This is a genomic window from Chitinophagaceae bacterium C216, from assembly GCA_028485475.2.
Taxonomy (GTDB): domain Bacteria; phylum Bacteroidota; class Bacteroidia; order Chitinophagales; family Chitinophagaceae; genus Niabella; species Niabella composti.
The window spans coordinates 1,519,346-1,545,644 of the sequence record CP144143.1 but is presented as its reverse complement, the minus strand read 5'-3'; the positions used below and the strand labels follow the sequence as shown (position 1 = coordinate 1,545,644).

The window sequence follows — 26,299 nt, the reverse complement described above, 5'->3', positions numbered from 1 at the left end:
ATTTCCCTAGCTACCAAGCAACTACAAAAATAGAATAAACAATAATATATTAATAAATGTATATTTAATAAATTGATAATTACGTATTCGTTTTAACAATTTTAAACATAAAGAACATCTCCTCCCCATTCAGCACAGCACCACTTTTAAGAAACTCCATTACTGAAATGCTTCAAAAACTCCTCTTAAATGCCTACTCAGAACTTATTGGGTTATTGCACATTCTCAGGAAGTAAGTATACTTCACATAAACTAAAAATTGTGGCTACCTATCCCATGAATTAGTGATGAATTACTAACACCTTATCAATTATCTTTGATTATAAGATGGGTAATACAACAATTAGAGTTGCAGTATTTGATGATAATGCATATCGCAGAGAAAGTCTGTGTATGCTGATTAACTCATCGCCAAAAATGACTTGCACTGGGGCATTCTTTGACTGTAGTAATGTTATCGCCGATGTGAGAAGATCGGCCCCCGATGTGGTATTGATGGATATTGACATGCCTAATGTAAACGGCATCGAAGGTGTAAAGTTAATCCGGGTGAATTTCCCAAAAGTTCAAGTGTTGATGCAAACCGTATTTGAAGATGATGATAAAATCTTTGCTTCCATTTGCGCGGGGGCATCGGGTTATATCTTAAAAAAATCGAGTCCTGCACAACTCTTACAAGCGATCGAAGACGTATATAACGGAGATGCAGCGATGACTGCTTCTATAGCCAAAAAAGTATTAACTGCTTTTCAAAAAAACGTGTTTTATGAGAATGACCAGGAAATTTCATTAACACCCCGGGAAAGAGAAGTGCTAGGTTTCCTGGTAAAAGGCTATAGTCATAAAATGGTAGCTTCTGCCTGTGGGTTAAGTATTCACACCGTCAATACTCATATCAAAAAAATATACGAAAAGTTGCAGGTAAATTCTGTGGCGGAAGCTGTAGTAAAAGCCTTGAACAAAAAGCTTATTTAAAGCATCTCATGTTTAGTTTTGAATACAAGAGGGCGGAATGTCTATTCCGCCCGATACTTTATTATACCTAATTTGTTAATTCAGCTACTAAATAGAAAAAGCAGTATTGATGATCTCTGCCTGCTCAGCTTTGTGCACTTTCATAAATCCGGAAGCGGTAGAAGCACTCGCTTTACGGCCGATAATGCCATAGTTCAGACTCTTGAGGTTCATTTGTAGGAAGCAAGCGGCACCCATATTCAAGGGCTCTTCCTGTACCCAATACCAAACGGCATTTTTATATTTTGCATACAATGCTTCCAATTGCTTAGCAGGTAAAGGATATATCTGTTCGAGTCTTACGATGGCCACATCTTTACGGTTATCGGCCAATTTTTTCTCCAATAATTCGTAATACACTTTACCAGTACAAAAGAGTACTTTTTTCACATCCGCCGGATTAGCGTCGCTGTCATCAATTACTTCCTTAAATGAACCATTCAGGAATTCTTCTTTTGAGGAATAAGTTCCCGGATGGCGCAAGTATGCCTTAGGTGCAAAGTTGATTAAAGGTTTTCTGAACGGCCATGCCAGCTGACGGCGCAATGCATGGAAGTAATTAGCTGCAGTGGTAATATTGGTTACAACAATATTGAGCTCTGCACAAGCTATGAGAAAGCGTTCCATACGTGCACTACTATGCTCTGGCCCTTGTCCTTCATAACCGTGCGGCAATAACATTACCAATCCACTCATCCTATTCCACTTCTGTTCACCACTGGTGATAAATTGGTCAATGATGGTTTGGGCGCCGTTTGCAAAATCGCCAAACTGAGCTTCCCATATTACTAATGCATTGGGCGATGCCAGTGAGTACCCGTATTCAAAACCTAGAACAGCACTCTCACTTAACAATGAATTGTAGATTCTGAGTTTACCTTTCGCTCCCGGAATGTTAGAAAGACGGTTGTATTGTGTATCATTTTCCTCGTCTCTTAACAAACAGTGACGAGAGCTAAATGTACCACGAGCCACATCCTGACCACTCATGCGTACATCAGCACCATCCAGCATGATGGTACCAAAGGCCATTAGCTCAGCTGTAGCCCAATCAATCTTTCCTTCCTCATTATATAATTTTATTTTATCCTTCAGCAGCTTATCCACTTTTTTGAGTGGCTTAAAATCTGGAGGCAGATGCATAATGGCATCGAATACTGTTTGGAAGTTTTCGCCGGAAACGCTAGTGTCCGGGCTTTTCTCAAAATCTTCTTCCGTTGCTTTTCGCAACTGTTTCCACAGCAATTCCGGTGTTTGATAAGTATAAGGCAACGGGCGTTGTTTTACTTCATCTAGTCGATCTTGTAAATCGGCCCAGAATTTAGTTTCCATTTCCTTGGCCAACTCCCGTACATCTTCCTCACCGTTATCCAAAAGATATTTTACATAAACCTCACGTGGATTAGGATGCTTTTCTATCAAAGCATACATTGAAGGTTGGGTGAACTTAGGATCATCACCTTCATTATGACCGTGCTTGCGGTAACAAACCATATCGATGAACACATCTTCGTGGAAGGTTTGTCTGTAGCGTGCAGCGATCTCGGCGCATTTCACCACAGCCTCGGGGTCATCACCATTTACATGCAGTACCAGGCTCTGCGTCATCGCTGCAAGAGAGGTACAGTAATTAGTACTACGCGCCTCTGAGAAATCTGTAGTAAATCCGATTTGATTATTAATTACAAAATGAATGGTCCCGCCTACATAATAGCCAGGCAGCTTAGACATCTGCAACAGCTCATACACTATACCCTGGCCAGCAATAGCAGCGTCACCATGTATTAAAATCGGGAGTACTTTGTGATACTCCTCGTCATGAATATTATTAGCACTACTTCTGGCAAAGCCCGCAACGACAGGATCCACAGCTTCCAGATGAGAAGGATTCGGCATCAGCTTCAGATGCACTTTTTTACCTGAGGGGGTTTCCACCTCACTTCCAAATCCTAGATGGTATTTCACATCGCCACTACCCATGGTTTGATTGATTTCGCCGGTGCCTTCAAACTCACTAAAAATTTGTTCGTAGGTTTTACCCAATATATTAGCGAGTACATTCAAACGGCCGCGATGCGCCATACCAATTACCACTTCCTTTACATCCAGTTCTGCTGATTTATTGATAATAGCATCCAGTGCAGGAATCGTAGTTTCACCACCTTCCAGCGAAAACCTCTTCTGTCCTACATATTTTGTATGCAGGAATTTTTCGAACATTACCCCTTCATTGAGCTTTTGTAGAATTCTTTTTCTTTGATCAAGGGGTAGTGGTTTTGAAAAATTTTGTTCGATTTCGGTGGTTATCCAGTCTATTTTCTTTTGGTCGCTGATATATTTAAACTCCACTCCTACATGATGCGCATAACATCTCTGTAGGTGAGCAAGAATATCTCTCAAGGTAGCAGTACCTAGTCCAATAGAGCTACCCACCTCAAATTTCGTATCGAGGTCAGCTTCACTAAGCCCGTAAAATGAAAGTTCCAAATTAGCCCCCCGATCCTTTCTTTTCTTAATCGGGTTGGTATGGGCTAGCAAATGTCCTTTATTCCGATAGCCCAGAATCAGGCGATATACCGCCAGTTCTTTTCTCCATTCAGATTTTCCACTTCCACTACTCGTTCCGTTCTGACTGGTATAGGATGTTCCGTTTTGAGCAGCCAACCCATTCGTCACAGCAAAATCAAAACCCTCAAAAAATTTACGGAATTCCACATCCACACTTTCCGGATTGGCCACAAACTCCTTATACATATTTTCTATGAATGCGGGAGACGAATTAGTGATATACGAAAAGTCTTTCATTATAAATGAATCGTTAATATATATTTAAATAATCTAAATCGATATAAATCGGGAAATTTTTGCTATCGATGATTTTCGACTCTGCGAAATTAGGATTTAATTTGCTTCAAGCACAATAAAGATATCATATAAAGCGTTAAAACCTATTTACAAAATTTGCTGCTAAAAATACGAAGGGATAATCAACCGCATATATTTTTGATTTTTTCAATCGATTGATGTAAAAAAACGAAAAAAAAGTTGCTTATACCAGAAAATGCCTTACCTTTGCCGTCCTAAAATAAAACTAGAAATAGATGGCCAATCATAAAGCTACAAAGAAAGATGCACGTCAGGCGGCTAAACGTCGTGAAAGAAACAGGTATTATAGTAAAACTACCCGTAATGCCATTAGAAAGTTAAGAGCTGTAACTGACGCGAATGAAGCATCCGAGAAACTGCCTTCAGTTATGAGCATGATTGATAAATTAGCAAAACGCGGGGTTATCCATCGCAATAAAGCCGCCAACCTGAAAAGCAAGCTGGCGAAAAAAATTAATAGTCTTGCCGGTGCAGCTGGCAATTAATTTAGACTTGTGTTACGATATTGATTCAAATAAAAAAGGAAGGTTTACCCTTCCTTTTTTATTGTCCATTCTTTGGTAATACTGATTCTATAGCACGTTTTACACTACCGTGTTCCAGTAGCATCTTCTTCGCAACTTCGTAATCCTGAATTCCGGTTTTTTCCATTACCATACGTGTACCCCTGTCCACCAACTTATCGTTGGTAAGCTGCATATTCACCATACGGTTACCCTCTACTCTTCCCAACTGAATCATCACCGTAGTAGAAATCATATTCAATACCAGCTTTTGAGCGGTACCGCTTTTCATTCTTGTGCTACCGGTTACAAATTCGGGCCCCACAATTACTTCAATGGGGTGATCGGCCAATTTGCTGATGGCAGCTCCTGGATTGCATGAAATACTGCCTGTAGCAATTCCGTTTTCTTTGCAGTGCTTAAGGGCTCCCATTACATAAGGGGTAGTGCCACTAGCGGCTACGCCCACCACTACATCTTTCTGGTTTACATTGTGCGCCAACAAATCCAGCCAGCCCTGGTGTTCATCATCCTCTGCATTTTCAACTGGAGTGGTAATCGCCTTATTTCCTCCGGCTATTACCCCAATAACCACCCCTGGAGGCATGCCATAGGTTGGAGGGATTTCACTGGCGTCGAGTATTCCTAATCGTCCGCTGGTGCCCGCACCTATATAAAACAGTCTGCCGCCGGCCATCATACAATCTACAATGGTTTCAATCAATGCCTCTATTTGAGGAATTGCCGCTTCTACGGCGAGGGGGACTTTTTTGTCTTCTTTGTTCATTGACACCAGTAGTTCGCTTATGCTCATTTTTTCCAAATGATCGTAACTACTGGGTTGTTCGGTGATTTTCGTCTCAATCATATCACGGCTTTTTGTCTAACGCATCTTCAGTCTGTCAAAATTATTCATTCGGCAAGACATATAAGTAAGTAATCTCGCATTTTTTTAGTTTTCACGGTGAAATTCAATTAATCCCTTCATAGGTTTTTGCAATATTCGTCCCAATTCAAAATTATAAGCGTTACATAGTTCTTTTATTACGTCGCGGAACCCATAAGCAACCCCTCCTACAAAATTGATGGGGTATTTCCATGCCTCATTATACTTACAAAGATGCGTGAAAAAGAAATCATTCAGACCATCTTCTATAATATTTTCAATCATATAATGGCCTCTATTTTCGGCTAAAAACCGGGTAAATGATGCCAGATACCGATTGGGAAGTGGCTTTTTATAGACATTTTCTAGTATTTCGGTAGCATTTGTAGCGTAGGTAGCATCAAAGCGGGCACGTAGTTCATCATCAAATGTATTATACAAATAATACTGAAGCACCTTTTTTCCCAAATAGGCACCACTACCCTCATCGCCCAAGGCATACCCCAGCCCTGGACTGTTTTTTTTGATCCTTCTACCATCAAAATAACAACTACTCGAGCCGGTACCTAAAATACAGGCGATCCCTTTGCTACGGCCACATAAGCCAATAGCAGCCCCCTCTACGTCATTTGTCACACTTATTTTTGAAGCTTCCGGGAAAACGGAACGGATGGCATTCTTAACAATTTTATTATTGGCAGGATTCAAACAACCCGTTCCATAAAAATACACTTCACTAATCTGGTATTTTTTAAGTTTAGGAGCCAAATCTTTATTTAACAACTCTGTAATTTGCTCCTGATTGAGGAAATAAGGGCTTATTCCTAGGGTGTATACCGATTTTGTTTTACGATCGGTAAGAAGACACCACTCCGTTTTCGTTGAGCCGGCATCAGCTATTAATATGGATTTTGACATTTTAACAAGAAGCTTAAAAAGTTCCGCTAATATAAGTATCAAAACAGTTTAAACCATGATAAATATGAATTCAAAAGCAGATTATAGTGATTTACCAACATACTAACATTTTTTCTAACTGGCTGATCCTGCCATCCTCCTAACTTTGCAGGATAATGTTTCAATAATAAGGATCAGTTTTATCTATCTTGCAATCGTTGCAGAAAACACTACATAAGGTCTATTAAGATGAAAAAAAAGTTTGAGGTTTGGCTCCCGTTGCTGTTATCCATTGTGATGATTCTTGGTATGTTCGTTGGATACCGTTTTGCAGTACAACAACCCAACAAAAAGATATTCAAGAAAGATGCTGCTAATGCACTACAGGAAGTTTTTGACATTATCCGTACCAGATATGTAGATTCGGTAAATATAGACACCCTGCGAGAGAACGCTATCAACCTCATGATGGATGAGCTTGATCCGCATTCCATTTACCTCCCCCCTGTTGAACTCAAAGAAGCCAATGAAGATCTTTCGGGAAATTTTGAGGGTATCGGCATCGAGTTTAACCAAATTCGGGATACTGTAAATGTGACTTATGTATTTAAAGGAGGGCCTAGTGACAAAGCAGGCATTCTCATCGGAGATCAGATTATTAAAGTAGATGATAAAAGCCTGACAGGAAAAAATATTGATATTTTCAAAATCAGAACTGCAATTCGAGGTCCTAAAGGCTCTAAAGTAAAGCTAGATTTGTTACGCAACGGGAAACCACTTACGGCTACTGTAACCCGCGATAATATAGCCACCCCTTCCGTTACAGCTTATTATATGCTGGATAATAAAACTGGCTTTATCAAGCTCAGCAAGTTTACCAACAGCTCCTATCGAGAATTTATGGAAGCTCTGCAGGATTTGAAAAATCAGGGCATGACGCAACTCATCTTTGACCTGAGGGGCAACAGTGGCGGCTATATGGATCAGGCTATCGAAATCGTAGATGAATTTCTGAGCGGTGATAAACTGATTGTCTATACCCAGGGAGTACATAGCCCTAAAACAGAATACCGCTGCAAAAGGGCAGGTATCTTTGAAACAGGAAAGCTTGCTATACTGGTAGATGAACTCAGCGCCAGTGCCAGTGAAATTGTGGCCGGTGCATTACAGGACTGGGACAGAGCTGTGGTGGTAGGAAGACGCACTTTTGGAAAGGGTTTGGTTCAAGAGCCATTTTTACTAAGCGACGGCTCTGCACTACGTCTTACCGTAGCCCGCTATTATACGCCCATCGGACGTAGCATACAAAAACCCTATACTGGAGGTAAAAAAGTGTACCTTGATGAAGTATGGGAACGCTATGCCAGCGGTCAGCTGTATTATGCTGATAGTAATAAGATAACCAATGGTACTCCTTATAAAACCCATGGTGGTAGAACTGTATACGGTGGCGGCGGTATTATGCCCGATGTATTTGTAGGATTAGATACTTCCAGATATTCACGTGAAATCAATAAAGTTTTTCTGAATGGTTCTTTCAACGATTTTGTATTTCACTATTACCTGAGCCATCAAGAGCTACTCACACCTTATCAAACGCCACAAGAGTTTGCACAGCACTTTGATCCCTCCAAAGATATGTGGACACAATTTACCGAGTGGGTAAAAAAAGACACCGTGAACCTATCAGGCATTCCCGAGTTCGAGAAAAAAAGAGTTATCGACCGAATGGAAGCGCAATTAGCACGTTTCAAATGGAGAGACTCTGGCTTTTATCAGGTAATGAATAGCAAAGATTCTGTAGTTTTGAAAGCATTGGAGGAATTGGGAAAATAATATATCTGTAACCCTTAACTTCAAAGTAATGGACGTAAAAAATAATATACTCGAAACCATTGGGAATACACCACTCATACGCTTGAACAAAATCACCCGCCATCTTCCTTGCACTGTAGTGGCCAAGGTAGATTATTTCAATCCGGGACATAGCATAAAAGACCGCATGGCTTTGAAAATGGTGGAAGTAGCGGAGCAGGAAGGCAAACTGAAACCGGGTGGTACCATCATTGAAGGTACCAGTGGCAATACAGGTATGGGGTTGGCACTTGCCGCCATTGTGAAAGGGTACAAATGTATTTTTGTTACTACGGATAAACAATCAAAAGAAAAGGCCGACATCCTGAAAGCTATGGGTGCCGAAGTTATCGTGTGTCCCAGCAACGTGGAGCCTGAGGATCCACAAAGCTATTATAGCGTAGCTGCAAGATTGGCAAGGGAAATCCCCAATTCCTATCACATGAACCAGTACGATAACTTGGCCAATCGACTGGCACACTACGAAACCACTGGTCCTGAAATCTGGCGGCAAACCGAAGGTAAGATTACACACCTCGTCTGCACTGCAGGTACAGGAGGTACTATTACCGGTACGGCCATGTATCTAAAAGAACAAAATCCCAATATTAAAGTGTGGGCAGTAGATGCCTACGGCTCTTTGCTTACCAAATATTACTATACAGGAGAAATTGATCCCAATGAGGTATACCCCTATTTTAGTGAAGGCTTTGGAGAAGACTTTATCCCCAAGAACTATGACATGAGTGTTATTGACGCCTTTACACAGGTTACGGATAAAGATGGCGCTGTCATGGCACGCAGATTAGCGAAGGAGGAAGGATTGTTTTGCGGATACAGTGCTGGAAGTTGCCTCCAAGGCTTAATGCAACTCAAGGAATCACTCACTAAAGATGATTTGGTAGTATGCATTTTCCACGATCATGGCAGTCGTTATGTGGGTAAAATATATAATGATCAATGGATGATGGAACGCGGCTTCCTAGACGTAAAAACCTTCAAAGACATCGTCAACGGGCGCCCCATGGTTCAGAAACTCATCACCATCAGCGAAGAAAAGCAAGTGGCTGAAGCTGTGGATTTGATGAAACAATACGATATTGAGCACATCCCTGTTACACGTGGAGAAGCTATAGTAGGTTCGATTAGCGAGGGAGGACTATTCCAAAAGGTTTTCAATAATCCTGATATTAAACATCAGCCTATTGCTCATGTTATTGAGCCACCATTCCCTATAGTTGATTTTAATACCCCTGTTGAAAAACTGCGAACACTCATTACTAAGGACAATGGAGCAGCAATGAGTAAGGATGAAATCGGCAATTATCACATTATTACTAAATACGACGTAATACAGGCCTTAGGTGGATAACCTAAGGCCTGTTGCCTAATAAGCTTTATCGCTCCGTAAAAAATGTAATCATCTAATTGCGGTTGCCCCCACTATTGATTCCTTTATGCATATCAGCATAACCAAATACTCTTTGCAATAAAGGCGTATTTCTTGCTGATATATTAGAACGGATCTCTTCTTCCTTATTAGCTACATACAAGAACATAGCGTCAATAGCTCTAGCTGCAATAAAATCATTTAGATTAGGTTCCAGTTTTTTGGTAACTAAAGGAATAGCATTATAGGCTGATACGATTTTACTGTACTCACTACCGGCACCACTAACCCGCACCGTACTGTCCACGATAGGACGAAATGCCGTCATGAGTTGCGGACTCATCGACTTTTTAAAGTATTCCGTAGCAGCGTGTTGGTTATTACTCAACAAAATATTCATGGCATCAGTGATGTTCATATTCTTTACAGAATTCAGGAATATGGGTTTGGCTTGTTTCACCGCCTGAGACATAGCATTAGTATACTTTGCAGTTACGTTATTCACTACGGAACTAAGCCCCAAATCACGAAGTGTTTTTTCGATTTTTTCTGCTTCACCTGGAAAAGCAAACCGCACCAATGGATTGCCCTTATTGGGATTGGCAAATGCATCAAAGCCGCTGAACAGTCCTTGTGTGAGTGCTTCCTTCAGTCCTTGTGCCACTTCAAAAGCTGATAAACTACTTGCAACGTTTTTCAACGTGTCACAACCCGATAAGAATATAGTTGTGCTCATGATACATACCAATACTAATCGTTTCATTGCTTTTTGTTTTAATTCTCTAATTTCTTATTAATTCAACCTTGGGTCTACAGGGGCATTTATGAATAACTCATAGGTACCACCCAATTCTTTCAGAACGGCTTTCCATAACTCTTTTTCATTAGAAGCAAAAAGAAACTTTTTTGAGGCTTCAGAAACAATCCAAGTGTTTTCATCCATTTCGGAAGCCAGTTGCCCGGCCCCCCAGCCACTGTATCCTAAATAAAATCTTATTTTATCAGTATCTATAGTACGGGAATTAATCAATTCTATGAGTTTTTCAAATTCACCACCCCAATATACGCCTTCCATCACCTCCTGACCGCCGGGTATCTGCTCAGGATATTGATGCAAGAAATGAAGTGTATGCAACTCTACCGGTCCACCTTCATATACGGGCAATTGAAAATCGCCCAGCTCGGGTACCAATTCATCTACAGTATAATCCAACTTTCGGTTCAGCACAAATCCAAAACTCCCCTCCTCATTATGTTCGCATAGAAATATCACACTCCTGAGGAAGTTGGGGTCGTCAAGGTGTGGATTCGCAACCAGTAATCTTCCTGCTTTTGGTTCGATCATAAGCCAATATAAATACTTTTTCACTAAATTCAAGAGCGGATTTCTATTAATTTTTATAAAAAGTTAAATATCATAATCGTTAGTACTAATCATAAAACGGTACTAACCTATTGCTATATTTGCTGCTGTGAAAAAATTATTCTCCTACATTACCATACTCATTACGTTGTCCCTGATTGGGATTATTGTAATGCAAGTATCTTGGCTGAAAAATCTGATCGCCTTACAAGAAGATCGGGTAAAGCAGAAAATTGACGAGGTGTATCAGAATTTGATTGTAGAGTTTGGACACCTGCGCGAGCAATACATCAATGCCAATGCCAATGATTTTTCCATTTTCTTTTCTCAAAAAAACGTATTCGATCCGTTTCGGGCAGTGACCATAGGCTCCATATTGAGTAGTAATGAAATAGAAAAAAGAATTCGAGCGGCATTTGATAAAGCGGGGTTAGAGAAGATCGATTTCGAATATGCCTTTATATCTGGCCCTATGATGGGCAATGTAAAGTTTGAAAAACTTTCACCCAACTTCTTCGATGCACAGATTGATACTGTTCATAACTATACGCCCGATTATAAACTCATTCGCTCCCAAAGTGGTACAGCTTCGGAAAGTATTACTACGGATGAAACTCTTGCCGTTGTTGCGCTCAATTGGAAAAGCTTTGTAAAGCGGTCCTTATTCTGGAGTATTGTTTTCGCTGTGCTCTTTACACTTATTATCATTTCGGCATTTTATCTTACCGTACATACCATGCTGCGTCAGAAAAAGTTGAGTGATATTAAAAATGATTTCATCAACAATATGACGCATGAATTTAAAACGCCTATTGCCACCATATCGCTGGCTGTGGATGCTTTAAAAAACGAAAAAGTATTAACTAATAGAGAAAAGCTGGATTATTTCAGCAGCATTATAAAAGAGGAAAACCAGCGGATGAACCGCCAAGTAGAAACGATACTTAAAGCTTCGCAGTTTGAGAAGAAAGAAGCTGAGATCGATTTGAAGCCCTTATCTGTACATGAAGTTATCGGTAATGTGGTAGATAATTTTCAGTTACAGCTACATGAAAAAAATGGAGATGCAACACTGCAACTTCAAGCTCAAAAGGATATCATTAAAGCTGATGAAGTACACTTTACCAACTTGGTCAACAACCTTATCGATAACGCTATTAAATACTCAAAAGAGCATGTGCCTATTCATTTAAAAATCTCTACCCACAACTCAGGCAATAATATCGTCATTAAGTTTGAAGATAACGGTATAGGCATGAACAAAGAAACGCAGAAACGCATCTTTGAAAAATTCTATCGTGCCCACACCGGTAATCTGCACAATGTAAAAGGATTTGGTTTAGGATTGAACTATGTAAAATCGGTAACCGATTCGCACAACGGAACCATCAGGGTAGAAAGTGCACTGGGAAAGGGGTCTACATTCACTCTCGAGTTTCCGCTGTTTAAACAAAATGGTAAATCCTAAAACTTATTCTTCCACATCATACTTTCAATGGGCCTGTCTGGCTGACGACTATATTTCGCGTTCTGCTTTTGATTGTATTTTATTTCAATCTCTCCATCTACAGGGAAATAGATAAGCTGTCCCACCGGCATTCCTTTGTAAATACGTACGGGTTGTTTCACAGATATTTCCAGGGTCCAGTGCCCACAAAAACCCACATCGCCTTTCCCGGCAGTAGCGTGTATATCAATACCCAAACGCCCTGTGGATGATTTTCCTTCCAAGAAAGGAACATGAGCATGTGTTTCGGTATATTCTTCGGTAACACCCAGATAAAACACGTGAGGATATAATACAAATCCCTCATCAGGAATCTCAAAATATTCTATTTCATTATGCTTTTTGGCATCCAATATATGGTTGCGATAAGTAGCCAGCCATTTTCCCAGATGTACATCATAGCTGTTACTACCTAAACATTCGCGACGATAAGGAGTTATCACTATTGTACCCTTATCAATTTCTTCCAATATCCGAGTGTCTGAAAGAATCATATATTTTCGAATTTATAGGTTTCAATTGACAATTGTTGTTTACTTTGTGCAATATAAATTATTAAAACGAGCATGCCGATTTTTTATCAGCAAGAGATTGATGCAAACGCCCGCCTAGGAATATGGGAAATTAAGGAAGAAGAATCGTTTTTCAAGCAATTCGTTCCCATTCATCGCGAAGTTACCCATCCCCATAAAAGACTGCAGCACCTGGCCGGTAGATTTCTACTAAAATACTTATACCCTGATTTTCCTTCGCATCTTATCAGCATTGCCGATACGAAAAAGCCCTTTTTGCCTGACGAAACCTATCATTTTTCCATCTCGCATTGTGGCAATTACGCTGCTGCCATAGTAAGCCGCCATTATCGTGTAGGCATTGATATCGAAATACCCAGCGATAAAGTAATAAAAGTGCAGCATAAGTTCGTAAGTGATGCAGAAATGGCAGCCATCCATCCTCTTACACAGGAAGATTTTACACGCATATGGAGCGCTAAAGAGGCTGTGTTTAAATGGTACGGCAATGGCAAAGTAGACTTTAAGAAAGACATCTGTCTGCTATCCTATGCCAATGGCGACAATACTTTCAGATGCCTTTTCAAAAAGAACAATTCGAAGTTAATTATTCACACCCACGCTTTTCCAGAATTATGCCTCTCCTATTTACTTGGAGATAGCGTTTCGTAAATCCCGAAAGGGTAAAAACTTGCATTACGCAAGTAATATACTGCACTGTTATTAATACACAGCTTTACGAGTGAAATCGGGGCCTGACCATTCCAACTTGATAGAATTATCGGAGCCCGGCTTATAAAATACTCTCACAGGATGCACCCCGGCTTTTAACAAAATTGTTTCGGACGTTTCTGTGCGGGGTACATATCCATAATCCTGATCAATCAGTGGAATATCATGAATGCGTACAAACGCTTTGCCACCGGTTTGCAGATAGAAAGTGTAAGCCCCATCGATAGGTACATCGATAAACCCTTCAAACACGATCAATGCATCTTTAGTGATAACTTTCGATGGTACTTGCAGGATCTTGCTATGCCCTGTATGCAGCGGTCTCATCCCAGCAGGATTGGCTACCCAAGGAGTATTCATTTGATACAGTTTCCAAGTAATTTGTCCTGGCTGTTGTTCTATATCATCCTTCAACGAAGGAACGTAGGCAGTATCGTACGGGCGCGGTGCTGCAGAATCAGGCTTTCTGAGTTGTAGCACTCGCTCCTTCATAAGTTGCTGAATGGTAACCATTTCAGGAGTGTGTCCCAGATCCTGGGTTTGCTTAGGATCATTCACCACGTCGTATATTTCAAAATCGTCCGAAGCACTTTTAATGTCGTAGCGTACTCCCATGTAGTTACCTACTCTTATTACCTGCATCTGATTTCTGCGTTTACCTCTTCTACCCTCCTCAATATCCTCGTAGCGGGGTGTTCTGTCGGACTGAAAATACTCTATATACACTTGTGTAGGTAGCTGTTCACCTTTTCCGGTAAGTGAAGGCAGTATGGATACTCCATCGGATCTTGCAGGAGCTTTCAATCCTGCAGCATCTAGGAATGTAGCCATCCAATCGGATGACATATGTGGCGTAGTTACCACGGTGCCTCTATTAATCATTTTCGGCCAGGTAGCAATAGTAGGTACCCGAATGCCTCCTTCCCAAGTATCTCTTTTGATGCCATCGTGTGGTCCATAGCCTTTAAAAAATTCCGGTGTATAAGGTTCATTCAAGTAAGACTCTTGGCTGGGGCCATTATCTGAGGTGAATATTACCAACGTATTACTATCAATATTCAGATCTTTTAAAAGCTGCAACAGATCTCCTACTTGCTGGTCGATACGCGATACTACAGTTGCATATCGCTTATTGACATCCGGCCAAGGTATTTCCGGAGTCTTAGGATCATTGTCATGATCATAAGTAGCATTGGCATACTGCGGATCCATCCATGAGTCGATGTTACCATCAGCGGTATTAATCATCTTTCCGGGCTTTCCCAGCCATTGTAAACCGCCCTGCAAACCTCCTCCTGCTGGATAAGCACTGGTAGGTAATTCTATTACAGCATGAGGTGTATCATAGGCCAAGTACATAAAAAAAGGTGTGGCGTGATTCTTCCTCACGTGATCGATTATCCATTGCTTGGCCCGCGCAGTCCATAAATCTCCGGTATAACATTTATCCAAGTCGGGAGTAACGTTAGTATAATTATCGTAAACCTCTTTAGTACCTCTGTACAACCCTTCTTTAGGATAGTGTTCGTGTCCATCCGAATGACGTATATATCCATAGTAATAGTCAAATCCACGTTTCAGTGGATGGGCGATCCAGTTCTTTTTTCCTCCTTGTCCCTGTAGTCCCCACTTTCCGATTGCAGCCGTAGTATAACCGGCCTGTTTCAAAGTATTAGCTAATGTATAATTATCCTCAATCGCCTTATCAAACTGATTATCTCTTACAGTAGTATGTCCCTGTGTCACACCCAATATAAGAGAAGACCTAGAAGCTACACATACAGGCGCATTAACATAACTATGTGCCAACAGAGCGCCCTGCTCCGCCATTCTGTCCAACTGTGGTGTATATATACGTGGTTGATTTTTTCTTTGATTCTGATAAAACACCCCTACATCGCCAACCCCCATATCGTCTACTAGAATATATATAATATTTGGTTTGTCATTACTGGTATGATGCTGTGCGATGGACACAGATACACAGAAGAATAAGCAAGCAAAAATGACAATGAGAGAGGGATGATTTTTGAAAAAGAAAGTGAAGATTTTTCGCATTGAATGTAAACTTAGCATATGTAATAAATTAAACGGGCCGACACGACGAATTTAGGGAGCATATGGCTAGAAAACAAATTCGCGCGTATGGATATTGTAAGATAGCTATTACGTTTAACAAAATATCAAACATTGCTATAGGCGGGGCAATAAAAAAGCCTTCGTTGTAATAACGAAGGCTTTCAATAAATACGGCGGCTACCTACTCTCCCGCATTGTGGTGCAGTACCATCGGCCTTAAGGGGCTTAACTTCTCTGTTCGGAATGGGAAGAGGTGAACACCCTTAGTATAACCACCATAAAATCTTACAGATCTTGTATCAACATACCGTATGTCTCAACAAAACCATCAATATCATAACATATTGAAAAAATATTTAAAGAAGAGTACCTAACTAAATAAAATTAAAGCTTACGGGCAATTAGTACTACTCGGCTTTGATGTTACCACCTTTACACCTGTAGCCTATCAACGTCCTAGTCTCGAACGGCCCTTAAAAGTAAACTCATCTTGAGACAGGTTTCACGCTTAGATGCTTTCAGCGTTTATCCTTTCCGTACATAGCTACTCAGCACTGCACCTGGCGGCACAACTGATACACCAGCGGTACGTACGACCCGGTCCTCTCGTACTAAGGTCATGTTCTCGCAGTTTACTAACGCCCACCACAGATAGGGACCGAACTGTCTTGCGACGTTCTGAACCCAGTTCACGTGCCACTTTAATGGGCGAACAGCCCAACCCTTGGGACCTTCTCCAGCCCCAGGATGTGACGAACCGACATCGAGGTGCCAAACCTCCCCGTCGATATGAGCTCTTGGGGGAGATCAGCCTGTTATCCCCGGAGTACCTTTTATCCTTTGAGCGACGGCCCTTCCATACAGAACCGCCGGATCACTTCAGCCGACTTTCGTCCCTGCTCGGCCTGTTTGCCTCACAGTCAAGCACCCTTTTACTGATGCGCTCTACGTACGATTACCAACCGTACTGAGGGTACCTTTGCAAGCCTCCGTTACTCTTTAGGAGGCGACCACCCCAGTCAAACTACCCACCATGCACTGTCTCCCTAAACAGGGATTAGATTTCAAATCAAAGAAGGTTGGTATTTCACCGACCGCTCCACCCTACCTGGCGGCAAGGCTTCATAGCGTCCCAACTATCCTACACATCCGTAATTCAAAATCAATGCAAAGTTGTAGTGAAGGTTCACGGGGTCTTTCCGTCCCGTGGCGGGTAACCGGCATCTTCACCGATACTACAATTTCACCGGGCTCGTGGAGGAGACAGCGTTCAACTCATTAGACCATTCGTGCAGGTCGGAACTTACCCGACAAGGAATTTCGCTACCTTAGGACCGTTATAGTTACGGCCGCCGTTTACTGGGGCTTCAGTCAGGAGCTTTGGCTTGCGCCGAACACCCTTCCTTAACCTTCCAGCACCGGGCAGGTATCAGGCTCTATACGTCATCTTACGATTTTGCAGGGCCCTATGTTTTTGTTAAACAGTTGGTTGAACCTTTTCACTGAGACCTACCAACAAAGTAGGTACGCTTTATCCCGAAGTTACAGCGTCAATTTGCCTAGTTCCTTCTCCACGGCTCACCCGAGCGCCTTAGAATACTCATCCCGTCTACCTGTGTCGGTTTGCGGTACCGGCTGCTATACTCGCTTTTCTCGGAAGTGCTTTCAGTAATGCGCTTCACCCGAAGGATCCGCTCGGCTATTCCGTCAGCCTAGTTACCTAAGGCCCTTCGTCACTTTTAATGTATAGCAGGTGCAGGAATATTAACCTGCTTTCCATCAGCTACCCCTTTCGGGTTCGCCTAAGGACCGGACTAACCCTGATCCGATTAACGTTGATCAGGAACCCTTAGACTTTCGGCGATAAGGTTTTTCACCTTATTTATCGTTACTTATGCCTACATTTTCTTTTCCCAACGCTCCAGCATGCGTCGCCACACACCTTCAACGCAGATGGGAATGCTCCCCTACCGATTTACCACCTAGTGGCAATCATAGAGCTTCGGCTCATAGTTTAATACCCGATTATTTTCCGCGCAGAGTCTCTCGACCAGTGAGCTGTTACGCACTCTTTAAATGAATTGCTGCTTCCAAGCAAACATCCTGGCTGTTATAGAAACTCTACATCGTTTGATTAACTTAACTATGTATTGGGGGCCTTAGCTGCTATTCTGGGTTATTTCCCTCTCGGCCATGGACCTTAGCGCCCACAGCCTCACTCCCGGTAAACATCTATTAGCATTCGGAGTTTATCAGGGTTTGGTAGGCGGTGAAGCCCCCTAGCCCAATCAGTAGCTCTACCTCTAACAGACTATTAACCGAGGCTGTTCCTAAAAACATTTCGGGGAGAACGAGCTATCTCTCAGTTTGATTGGCCTTTCACCCCTATCCACAGGTCATCCCAAAGCTTTTCAACGCTTACGGGTTCGGACCTCCAGTGTGTGTTACCACACCTTCATCCTGCCCATGGATAGATCACAAAGTTTCGCGTCTACCCCCACTGACTAAGCGCCCTATTCGGACTCGCTTTCGCTACGGCTCCGTTATTTCTTAACTTAACCTCGCCAGTGAGGAGTAACTCGTAGGCTCATTATGCAAAAGGCACGCCGTCACCGCTTGCGCGGCTCCGACCGCTTGTAGGCGTACGGTTTCAGGTACTATTTCACTCCCTTATTTAGGGTACTTTTCACCTTTCCCTTACGGTACTGGTTCACTATCGGTGTCTGAGGAGTATTTAGCCTTACCGGATGGTGCCGGCAGATTCAGACAGGATTCCTCCGGTCCCGCCCTACTCAGGATACCACGCGTCATCGATCATTTCCGCTTACAGGACTATCACCTCCTACGGTTCATCTTTCCAGATGATTCAGCTTGAGATCGAATCCTAAATGTGGTCCTACAACCCCAAAGCAGCACGCCGCTCTGGTTTGGGCTCTTCCCCTTTCGCTCGCCACTACTCAGGGAATCACTATTGTTTTCTTTTCCTCCGCCTACTTAGATGTTTCAGTTCAGCGGGTTGGCCTCCTGATTGCTCAGGATGATACGTCTTCAACGCACCAGGTTGTCCCATTCGGAAATCCAGGGATGTAACGCTTGTGTGCAGCTCCCCCTGGCTTATCGCAGCTTACCACGTCCTTCTTCGCCTCTCAGACCCAAGGCATCCACCATACGCCCTTAGTCGCTTTAAATAAGTTTCTAAAATTGTAGTTACCCACTCACTTTGCTTAAGACCACCATCTCTGGCGTTTTCGCAAACATGTGTGATAACTTGTTAGGTACTCTCCTAACAAATATTTTTCCAATATGTCAAAGAACTTTACAACTACTCTTCAGAATATTCATCCTTCCAAAGAGCTTGATTGTGATAATTAAGGTTACGAACCTTTAGGCCTCAATGCCATTATCATCTCTCTCTCTTCAATAAAAAGAACTATCATCTCTCTCCTCTACTCCCTACCCCCTCTCTCACTGTGGAGGATATCGGAGTCGAACCGATGACCCTCTGCGTGCAAGGCAGATGCTCTAGCCAACTGAGCTAACCCCCCGGGGTTTAGTCCTAATAATCCTTGACCCTCTTACCTCATCAGCGCACTCTCTCCTAACGGATTTTATGACTACTTATGCTATTTAGTAGACCCGACCAGATTTGAACTGGTGACCCCTACATTATCAGTGTAGTGCTCTAACCAGGCTGAGCTACGGATCTGTTTACTAATGAGCCAATATGATAATTATCGTTGACGAACCTCCTTAATTATCAGTTGGCTTTAGATCGCCGTACTCAAATTGGCCATCAGGTCAGTATTACAAAGATCTTATTAATATTAATTGAAAGTAAAGGAAACAATAAACACCCACAGGTAAGTATCGCTCTAAAAAGGAGGTATTCCAGCCGCACCTTCCGGTACGGCTACCTTGTTACGACTTAGCCCCAATTACCGGTTTTACCCTAGGCAGCTCCTTGCGGTTACCGACTTTAGGTACACCCGGCTTTCATGGCTTGACGGGCGGTGTGTGCAAGGTCCGGGAACGTATTCACCGCGCCATTGCTGATGCGCGATTACTAGCGATTCCAGCTTCATGTAGTCGAGTTGCAGACTACAATCCGAACTGAGAGGCGCTTTTTGGGATTAGCTTCATATCACTATGTCGCAACCCTCTGTACGCCCCATTGTAGCACGTGTGTAGCCCTGGGCATAAAGGCCATGATGACTTGACATCATCCCCTCCTTCCTCACGTCTTACGACGGCAGTTTCACTAGAGTTCCCAGCGTTACCTGATGGCAACTAGTGATGGGGGTTGCGCTCGTTGCGGGACTTAACCCAACACCTCACGGCACGAGCTGACGACAGCCATGCAGCACCTTGCTAGCGGTCCATTGCTGGAAAGTAGACTTTCATCTACGGTCCCCTAGCATTCTAGCCCAGGTAAGGTTCCTCGCGTATCATCGAATTAAACCACATGCTCCACCGCTTGTGCGGACCCCCGCCAATTCCTTTGAGTTTCAATCTTGCGATCGTACTTCCCAGGTGGGATACTTAATGCTTTCGCTCAGACACTAACAGTATATCGCTAATGTCGAGTATCCATCGTTTAGGGCGTGGACTACCAGGGTATCTAATCCTGTTTGCTACCCACGCTTTCGAGCCTCAGTGTCAATATATGCGTAGCCAGCTGCCTTCGCAATCGGTGTTCTATGTCATATCTAAGCATTTCACCGCTACATGACATATTCCGCTAGCCTCCACAATATTCAAGACTGATAGTATCAACGGCAGTTCCGAGGTTGAGCCCCGGGATTTCACCACTGACTTAACAGCCCACCTACGCTCCCTTTAAACCCAGTAAATCCGGATAACGCTTGCACCCTCCGTATTACCGCGGCTGCTGGCACGGAGTTAGCCGGTGCTTATTCATATGGTACCGTCAGTAGAGTTAGAAAACCCTTTTTTCGTCCCATATAAAAGAAGTTTACAATCCAGAGGACCTTCATCCTTCACGCGGCATGGCTGGTTCAGACTTTCGTCCATTGACCAATATTCCTTACTGCTGCCTCCCGTAGGAGTCGGGCCCGTGTCTCAGTGCCCGTGTGACTGGTCGTGCTCTCACACCAGTTACTGATCGTCGGCTTGGTGGGCCGTTACCCCGCCAACTACCTAATCAGACGCACACCCGTCTTCTAGCGTATCGCTACTATAATGTCTGGGAGATGCCTCCCTAACATCTTACGGAGTATTAATCCAAGTTTCCCTGGGCTATCCTCCACTAGAAGGAAGGTTGTGTACGTGTTCCTCACCCGTTTGCCGGTCGTCAGCAGGAGCAAGCTCCCCTGTTACCCCTCGACTTGCATGTATTAGGCCTGCCGCTAGCGTTCATCCTGAGCCAGGATCAAACTCTCCGTTGTAAATCTCTTCTGATCTGATTTAATACCAGACCAATTATTTTCGCTTTGACCTACCTGGTCCAAACTGTTACATTTGAACTCGGTGCTATTGTTTCCAACCTTTCAAAGAACTTCACAAATGACAGAACTATAAAGCTCAGCATCTGTCTTCTTGCCGATATCAGTGGACTTGAACCACCAGCGCGCCTATAACGCTATATCTAAAATTGAACTAACTTGAAGAACTTCGGTGACCCTCTCAGTCACCCCCTCCGAATCGGGGTTGCAAAAGTATAACCTTTTTGCAAACCACCAAACTTTTTAAGAAAAAAAATTATCTCAAATATCGTCTAAAGAACTGTGCTCGTTTTTTAAAAGCGGACTGCAAAGATACGTTGATTTTTAGCTAATAAAAAAATTATTTTTAAAAATAACTGCTCATAAGAATGAAGTGTAGATCGCTATTTATATCACTTCTTCCAGCGGCATCTTTGCTTCTTTAAACTATTGGTATGCTCAGAGAACTATGCGTTTTTCAAAACGCGGGTGCAAATATACGAGCCTTTTTGAAGGCACAAAGTTTTTATGCTGTTTTTTTCAAAAAAATAAAAAGAGATGATTGTAATCATGCTTATAGAATACAAATTATTGCCTTAACCACATGGGCTTAAGCTTTAGTATCTTCTTATACACCGGGCAGCTTTCATCATGGGCACCTTTTAGATAACCAATGCTCAGCAGAAACTCATTTACGATTTCACCACCCGTGAAGCGAAATGTCTTTTTAAATAACCTCACCCACTCTTCTTTGGTTTTGGGATGATGATACTCGAGCCAGCTTTGAAACGAACCGTACTCTTGTTGCAAGGCCAGAATGGTTTGGGCATTCTCGATGGCGGCATTAATCTTTAATCTATTGCGAATAATACCTGCATCTGCCAAAAGACGTTCTCTATCTGCATCGGTGTAAGCTGCCACCTTTTTAATATTGAAATTGCTGTAAGCTTTACGAAAAGCTGCTTCCTTTTTTAAAATTGTTTCCCAACTCAATCCGGCCTGATTGATTTCCATAATCAGTCTGCCGAATAATTCATTATCGTCATGAATGGGATATCCATAATGATGGTCATGATAGTGTTGATGCAGTGCTTTCCTTTCCGCCGGCTGCATTTTTTCTATAGCTGTACAATACGACATATTGATGATCGAATAGCATTGGTAATAAAACAAATTGCTGAAACGCGTTCCTAATCCAAAGCATACGGATAATACACTTGCACCAATGTCAAACCATGAGCAGGTGTATCAAAGTAAGCCCGGGTGCAGTCCTTTGCTTCGATGATCGCACGAAACTCATCCAATGTTATAATGGAGCGGCCCACTTTGAGCATAGTAGCCGTTAATGCACGTACCATTCCCCGTAAAAAGCGATTGGCTGCTACTTCGTACACGATACGATCGCCATCCGTAAACCAGTGGCTGCTAATAATATCACAGATAAAGGTTTTTACCTGGGTATTGCGTTTTGAAAACGAAGTAAAGTCACTATACTCCTTTATAATAGCCGCTGCAGCTTTTAGTTTTTCAATATCCAGTGTGTAAGGATAATAATATGCAACGTCTTGCAGAAATGGGTTTTTAAACTGATAGATGCTGTACTGATAGCGCCGCCCGGTAGCATCAAATCTGCAGTGCGCCTCATCGTGCACCTTAAATACATTGGTAACCACTATATCATCGGGAAGTATCGCATTCAAGTTGTAAATCCATCTATGCTCGAAATAATCTTCCCAATCGAAATGATAAAAGTTTTGTCGGGCATGTACACCTGCATCGGTACGTGAGGAACCCGTTAGTTTTATTTCATCTGGTTGCAGCCGAAAGAAGATACGAAAAGCTCTTTCGATCTCTCCCTGAATAGTGGGCGCATTATGCTGAGTTTGGGATCCCTTATAAAGTGTTCCCCTGTATGCAACTTCAAGAAAGTAACGCAAACCCTAAACTTTTAAACTAACGATTAAAACCTAATTCTCCTTAACCTTATTGCAGCAAACTATTGAATTTTTCGATATAAGATGGCTCTTTGATTTCGGATGCTAGGGAAGCAAAATTTTCCCGATCCGCTACATAAGGATACGCCGCGGCATAAAAATTATACTTACCAGCATTAGAAAGGAACATACTGCTCAGATATTTGATCTGTGCGGTAGTATAGCATTTGGCTTTGAAAGCCTTTACAGCCTGAGCTATCATGCTGTCATCGTTAGTTTCCGCAGCCATCACACGACGCAGTTTCAAGAAATCGTCTTCGCCGGCAACGGCTTTACAAGCTGCGTTGGTAGGCTTAACAACTTCTGGTTGGGCAGCTACCTCTGTTTGAGGAGCAGGTTGATTTGCTGTCGCCGACAATACATTTCCCGCATTGGGGGCTTCCTGAGCCGGTGCCTTATTCTCGGTATTTTCTGAAGAAGGAGCTTGTGTATTGGCTGCAGACGTTCCCTGCGAGGTGGCCGGTGCAGGAATAAATATGGTAATAGGATCTACTTTTCCAAATTCATCGCGATCATCATACACCAATGTCACACCTTCGCCAGAAGATACCGGAGCCGAGGGTAGCCCCACATTTGAGGTTTGTTCTTCGGCAGGCTTTGCCTCTACAACTACAGGAGCTTCTTCAGGCTCTTCTTTAGGTTTCTCTAACAAACTAGGATCATTGGCTGCCTGAGATAAAATTTTTGTAAAGTCCGATACATCTTCCGCTGGTTCTGATTGCTTTTCAGGTGCGGTAGACACTGGTGGTGTTTGATTGGCGACAGGTGTAGTGGTAGGCGTTGTAGTGGACGGCCTTGTAGGAGGGACCTGCTGAGCGGGCCTTCTACCTTTAATAGCCGCTTCGGCTTCCTCGCCTGTTAGGGCTTTTTGCACCGCCATGGTTTGGAGATCAAACAGTCCCCATCCTTCTTCGCCATAATCCTTAATCAAATAACCTTTGTCCTTGGAGTCGATACGGAAATTGAATGCCTGCTCTGGGGTTTTACCTTCGGGAAAACCTACAATAAGTTTATAATCACCATCGCGGAGCTGAGGCAGAATTAAATATCCGGAAGCGTTTGCTGTTATTTTCTGACCATTAATTCTGATATAGAAAGGCTGTGCCGGCTCTATTTGCAGGTATACGAAATAATTCGATTGTACCTGATACCCCTGCCCTGAGGACCACACAAATGACAAAACCAATAAAGCCAATAAAATAAATCGCCTGTTCATGAGTTTTTATTTCCTTGGGGCAAATTTAGCTAATAGTTAATTAGTAATTGGGCTCAATATTAAGATTAACAACTTCATTAAGATTGATCCCAAAAGCTTACCAGCTGCCTCCGGCACCGCCGCCGCCAAAGCTTCCTCCCCCAAAGCCTCCGAAGCCTCTGCCACCACCCGACCAGCCACCACCTCCGGACCAGCCTCTACCCCCGCCCGACCAGTCTTGGGGAAAGATAATGGGGCCACCCCAGTCGTCGCGATATCCTCTGCGAGAAACATATCCCCCGCCACCACCGCCTTTGCGACTGATAATAACGAGTATAATAAAGAGAATAAAGGCTACAAACAAAAGCCCGAGAATACTACCACCGCCTTTATTGGCTCGATAGTTAGCAGGAGCTTTGTACTTTCCTGCGGCAGCCTGCATGATTTCGGTAGTAGCAATATCTAAGCCCCTATAATAATTGCCTGCTTTAAAATGCGGCAGCAAAGTATGTTGCACAATTTGATCAGCGACCAAATCAGTTACCGAACTTTCCAGTCCGTATCCTGTAGCTATAAATACACCACGCTGTCCACCCTTCTCTCCGGTATTTACCAGAATCACAATACCATTGCTAAACTCTTTTTGGCCACCAACACCCCATTTGCGCCCCAATGCAATGGCGAATTCATCGCGCGAATATCCTTTCAGATCATCTACAATTACTATGGCTATCTGATTAGACGTACTATCATCATAAGCCACTAGTTTATCCTCCAGCGCCTGCACCTGATCTTTTGTTAAAAAATGACCGGTAAAATCATTCACCAATCGGGGAGGATTAGGCACCGGGGGGAGCACAGCATCTATTTGCGCTTGAACAAAAAGAGTAAAAAACAGACTGATGTATAGTAATAAGAATTTCTTCATTGATATTATTAGTGAAACGATATTGCCGGCCCTTTTACCGGAATCAGTACGTTGATGATGTGCATTAATACCCAAATACAATTTCATCGGGCAGCTCATTATGATCAGTCTCTTTGTCGTAAGGGAAGAACTTGCGCAACCCCTCTCCTATTTCGTGTACATATTCACAAATACCCTCTACAAAATTTTCTTTATTGAAATATTGAAGGATGCGGTTGACAAGATTTTCCCAATACTCACGCCCTGTTTTTTTGTAGATACCTTCATCACCAAATATTGCCATTTGATGATCTTTTACGGCAATGTACAACAGTACGGCATTGCGATCCTTTGTCTGATCCATTTTCAGGCTGAAAAAAATTTCAGCAGCACGGTCGAGAGGATTCACATATCTACAGTGTCGTTCTATATATACTCGTATTTCGCCGCTAGTACGAGTTTCTGCCTGACGGATTGCGTTCACCACCTGCTCTTTCTCTGCATCTGTCAGGAAGTTGGCGGGCTTCTTATTTAAGAACGAGAACATTAAAGCTTAAAATTTTATTTCAACATTTTTATCGGCTCCGGCATCGGCCTGAAAACCTTGCTTTTCCTTAAATCCGAAAATTTTGGCTACAATGTTTTTAGGAAAGCTACGCACAGCCTGATTATAATCGGCTACTGCAGCATTAAAATCTGCACGCGCTACCTTTATCCTGCGCTCATTGCCTTCCAGTTGGGTTTGCAGTCCTCTGTACGCATCGGTACCTTTGAGTACCGGATATCTCTCCACCGTAGCAATAAGCCGGTTGGTATACATAGCCAGTTCATCCTGTACTTGCGTCTGCTGTTTATAGGTATCAGCATTAATCTCTGTTACTGAAACAGAGAGTGCTTTACTCCGGGCTTCGGCGATTTTGGTAAGCGTTTCCTGCTCAAAACCAGATATCCCTTTTACTGTATTGACAAGATTAGGGGTAAGATCGAGTCTACGCTGATAAGTGTTTTGCACCTCAGCCCACATCTGCTCCATTTTTTCCTCTTTCGCTACCAAAGAATTATAGGCCACCGCGGTGTAAAGCACCAGTAATACAATCAATACACCGAAGAGTACACCCGATAGTTTTTTCTGCTGCATC

Annotated in this window: 19 protein-coding genes, 2 tRNA genes and 3 rRNA genes; 6 read left to right on the top strand and 18 right to left on the bottom strand. The window is 42.7% G+C overall.

Translation table 11 applies throughout. The features are described from left to right. The first annotated feature begins 327 nt into the window (after positions 1-327). Positions 328-975, top strand: a complete 648-nt coding sequence (locus PIECOFPK_RS06440; protein ID WP_409966764.1) for a response regulator — start codon at positions 328-330, stop codon at positions 973-975. 87 nt (positions 976-1,062) lie between these two features. Here the strand turns inward: PIECOFPK_RS06440 and PIECOFPK_RS06435 are convergent, their stop codons facing one another. After that, positions 1,063-3,819, bottom strand: a complete 2,757-nt coding sequence (locus tag PIECOFPK_RS06435; protein ID WP_409966763.1) for a 2-oxoglutarate dehydrogenase E1 component — start codon at positions 3,817-3,819, stop codon at positions 1,063-1,065. Between the two features lie 296 nt (positions 3,820-4,115). Between PIECOFPK_RS06435 and rpsT the strand changes: the two genes are divergently transcribed. After that, positions 4,116-4,385 (top strand): 30S ribosomal protein S20, encoded by a 270-nt coding sequence (gene rpsT / locus PIECOFPK_RS06430; RefSeq protein ID WP_330974515.1) that lies wholly within the window; start codon positions 4,116-4,118, stop codon positions 4,383-4,385. 58 nt (positions 4,386-4,443) lie between these two features. On the opposite strand, the gene murQ is transcribed toward rpsT, so the two are convergent. Both murQ and PIECOFPK_RS06420 read right to left on the bottom strand, forming a co-directional pair. After that, entirely contained in the window at positions 4,444-5,271 is an 828-nt protein-coding gene (gene murQ / locus PIECOFPK_RS06425) for an N-acetylmuramic acid 6-phosphate etherase (protein WP_330974516.1), read from the bottom strand. Positions 5,272-5,355: 84 nt separating this feature from the next. Further along, positions 5,356-6,207 (bottom strand): N-acetylglucosamine kinase, encoded by an 852-nt coding sequence (locus PIECOFPK_RS06420; RefSeq protein WP_330974517.1) that lies wholly within the window; start codon positions 6,205-6,207, stop codon positions 5,356-5,358. 228 nt (positions 6,208-6,435) lie between these two features. Here PIECOFPK_RS06420 and PIECOFPK_RS06415 point away from each other — a divergent pair, with 228 nt between their 5' ends. Together PIECOFPK_RS06415 and PIECOFPK_RS06410 are read left to right on the top strand one after the other, a co-directional pair. Further along, positions 6,436-8,022, top strand: coding sequence for a S41 family peptidase (locus PIECOFPK_RS06415; RefSeq protein ID WP_330974518.1), 1,587 nt, complete (start codon positions 6,436-6,438; stop codon positions 8,020-8,022). Positions 8,023-8,050: 28 nt separating this feature from the next. After that, on the top strand, positions 8,051-9,412 hold the full coding sequence (locus PIECOFPK_RS06410; protein ID WP_409966762.1) for a pyridoxal-phosphate dependent enzyme: 1,362 nt from the start codon (positions 8,051-8,053) through the stop codon (positions 9,410-9,412). Positions 9,413-9,464: 52 nt separating this feature from the next. On the opposite strand, the gene PIECOFPK_RS06405 is transcribed toward PIECOFPK_RS06410, so the two are convergent. Both PIECOFPK_RS06405 and PIECOFPK_RS06400 read right to left on the bottom strand, forming a co-directional pair. After that, on the bottom strand, positions 9,465-10,193 hold the full coding sequence (locus PIECOFPK_RS06405; protein ID WP_330974520.1) for a DUF4197 domain-containing protein: 729 nt from the start codon (positions 10,191-10,193) through the stop codon (positions 9,465-9,467). A gap of 30 nt (positions 10,194-10,223) precedes the next feature. After that, a complete protein-coding gene (locus PIECOFPK_RS06400; RefSeq protein ID WP_330974521.1) occupies positions 10,224-10,775 on the bottom strand; it encodes a YqgE/AlgH family protein in 552 nt (183 codons plus the stop codon). 127 nt (positions 10,776-10,902) lie between these two features. Between PIECOFPK_RS06400 and PIECOFPK_RS06395 the strand changes: the two genes are divergently transcribed. Beyond that, the gene (locus tag PIECOFPK_RS06395; protein WP_330974522.1) at positions 10,903-12,261 is read left to right on the top strand and encodes a sensor histidine kinase; all 1,359 of its coding nucleotides are present in this window, start codon (positions 10,903-10,905) and stop codon (positions 12,259-12,261) included. Here the strand turns inward: PIECOFPK_RS06395 and dcd are convergent. Beyond that, positions 12,258-12,794 carry a dCTP deaminase gene (gene dcd, locus PIECOFPK_RS06390; protein ID WP_330974523.1) on the bottom strand — a complete coding sequence of 179 codons (537 nt, stop codon included), beginning with the start codon at positions 12,792-12,794 and terminating at the stop codon, positions 12,258-12,260. The two genes, PIECOFPK_RS06395 and dcd, sit on opposite strands and share 4 nt — an antisense overlap. A gap of 72 nt (positions 12,795-12,866) precedes the next feature. Here dcd and PIECOFPK_RS06385 point away from each other — a divergent pair, with 72 nt between their 5' ends. Beyond that, on the top strand, positions 12,867-13,484 hold the full coding sequence (locus PIECOFPK_RS06385) for a 4'-phosphopantetheinyl transferase family protein (RefSeq protein WP_330974524.1): 618 nt from the start codon (positions 12,867-12,869) through the stop codon (positions 13,482-13,484). A gap of 51 nt (positions 13,485-13,535) precedes the next feature. Here PIECOFPK_RS06385 and PIECOFPK_RS06380 read toward each other — a convergent pair whose 3' ends face one another. The 12 genes from PIECOFPK_RS06380 to PIECOFPK_RS06325 all read right to left on the bottom strand — a co-directional run bounded on the left by PIECOFPK_RS06380 (position 13,536) and on the right by PIECOFPK_RS06325 (position 26,298). Next, positions 13,536-15,602, bottom strand: coding sequence for a sulfatase-like hydrolase/transferase (locus PIECOFPK_RS06380; RefSeq protein ID WP_330974525.1), 2,067 nt, complete (start codon positions 15,600-15,602; stop codon positions 13,536-13,538). A 189-nt stretch (positions 15,603-15,791) separates the two neighbouring features. Beyond that, positions 15,792-15,903: ribosomal RNA gene (gene rrf, locus PIECOFPK_RS06375) — 5S ribosomal RNA — on the bottom strand. Between the two features lie 101 nt (positions 15,904-16,004). Then, positions 16,005-18,811 (bottom strand): 23S ribosomal RNA (locus PIECOFPK_RS06370). Positions 18,812-19,094: 283 nt separating this feature from the next. Continuing rightward, positions 19,095-19,168, bottom strand: a tRNA-Ala gene (locus PIECOFPK_RS06365). Positions 19,169-19,254: 86 nt separating this feature from the next. Next, a tRNA-Ile gene (locus tag PIECOFPK_RS06360) sits at positions 19,255-19,329 on the bottom strand. 170 nt (positions 19,330-19,499) lie between these two features. Then, positions 19,500-21,028: ribosomal RNA gene (locus PIECOFPK_RS06355) — 16S ribosomal RNA — on the bottom strand. The 16S, 23S and 5S rRNA genes sit together here with 2 tRNA genes alongside, the layout of an rRNA operon. Before the next feature lie 624 nt (positions 21,029-21,652). Beyond that, on the bottom strand, positions 21,653-22,204 hold the full coding sequence (locus tag PIECOFPK_RS06350; protein WP_330973575.1) for a DNA-3-methyladenine glycosylase I: 552 nt from the start codon (positions 22,202-22,204) through the stop codon (positions 21,653-21,655). A gap of 50 nt (positions 22,205-22,254) precedes the next feature. Continuing rightward, on the bottom strand, positions 22,255-23,001 hold the full coding sequence (gene truA / locus PIECOFPK_RS06345; protein WP_330973574.1) for a tRNA pseudouridine(38-40) synthase TruA: 747 nt from the start codon (positions 22,999-23,001) through the stop codon (positions 22,255-22,257). Between the two features lie 46 nt (positions 23,002-23,047). Next, positions 23,048-24,274 carry a DUF4476 domain-containing protein gene (locus PIECOFPK_RS06340; RefSeq protein ID WP_409966761.1) on the bottom strand — a complete coding sequence of 409 codons (1,227 nt, stop codon included), beginning with the start codon at positions 24,272-24,274 and terminating at the stop codon, positions 23,048-23,050. 97 nt (positions 24,275-24,371) lie between these two features. Further along, entirely contained in the window at positions 24,372-25,268 is an 897-nt protein-coding gene (locus tag PIECOFPK_RS06335; RefSeq protein WP_330973572.1) for a TPM domain-containing protein, read from the bottom strand. Continuing rightward, complete coding sequence (locus tag PIECOFPK_RS06330) at positions 25,246-25,707, bottom strand: TPM domain-containing protein (RefSeq protein WP_409966760.1); 462 nt, start codon at positions 25,705-25,707, stop codon at positions 25,246-25,248. The genes PIECOFPK_RS06335 and PIECOFPK_RS06330 overlap by 23 nt, the downstream gene beginning before the upstream one ends. 6 nt (positions 25,708-25,713) lie before the next feature. Further along, a complete protein-coding gene (locus PIECOFPK_RS06325; RefSeq protein ID WP_330973570.1) occupies positions 25,714-26,298 on the bottom strand; it encodes a LemA family protein in 585 nt (194 codons plus the stop codon). Position 26,299: the final 1 nt, after the last annotated feature.